Below are 445 nucleotides of genomic sequence, written 5' to 3' on the forward strand. Positions count from 1 at the left end.
CGCGAGGTTGGCGTTGCCGTTGATCCATCCGGCCTGCTGCGTCTGCGTGATGGCGGGCGAGTTATTGAGGATCGCGCCTTGTCGCTGAACGTCGAATTGCGAGTAATGATTGAGCGACACCCCCGCACCCGAAGGCTTCGCGATATTCACCTGTGCGACGCCATTCTGCGCCTGTAGAACCTGCGCACCAGAGCCCGGGACCGCGACGATCTGTGCACACGTGGGTGCAACTGAAGCAAGCGCTCCGAAGCACAGCAGGGTGGCGGCAACGAGCGGACGCAACAGGAGGTGCGGCGGCGCGCTGCGCGTGCCTGCGACCCACACGGCCGGTTCGCTACCGTGAGCGCATGCGAAATCGGCGACAGCGACGTGCATGTTCCGCAGACGGTTGTACACCAGCTTGAAAAGACCGTGATTCATGTTCTTGCAGAAAGGGAGTCGGCGG

General features: G+C 62.7%; 1 protein-coding gene. It reads right to left on the reverse strand.

Annotation, left to right across the window (positions count from 1 at the left end; all coding sequences use genetic code 11):
* A partial coding sequence (locus QCE69_RS39400; RefSeq protein WP_309936167.1) for an ESPR-type extended signal peptide-containing protein occupies positions 1 to 420 on the reverse strand: 420 nt, incomplete at its 3' end.
* Between the last annotated feature and the right edge of the window lie 25 nt (positions 421 to 445).

Origin of the sequence: Caballeronia sp. LZ032, from assembly GCF_031451315.1 — a bacterium.
Lineage (GTDB): Bacteria > Pseudomonadota > Gammaproteobacteria > Burkholderiales > Burkholderiaceae > Caballeronia.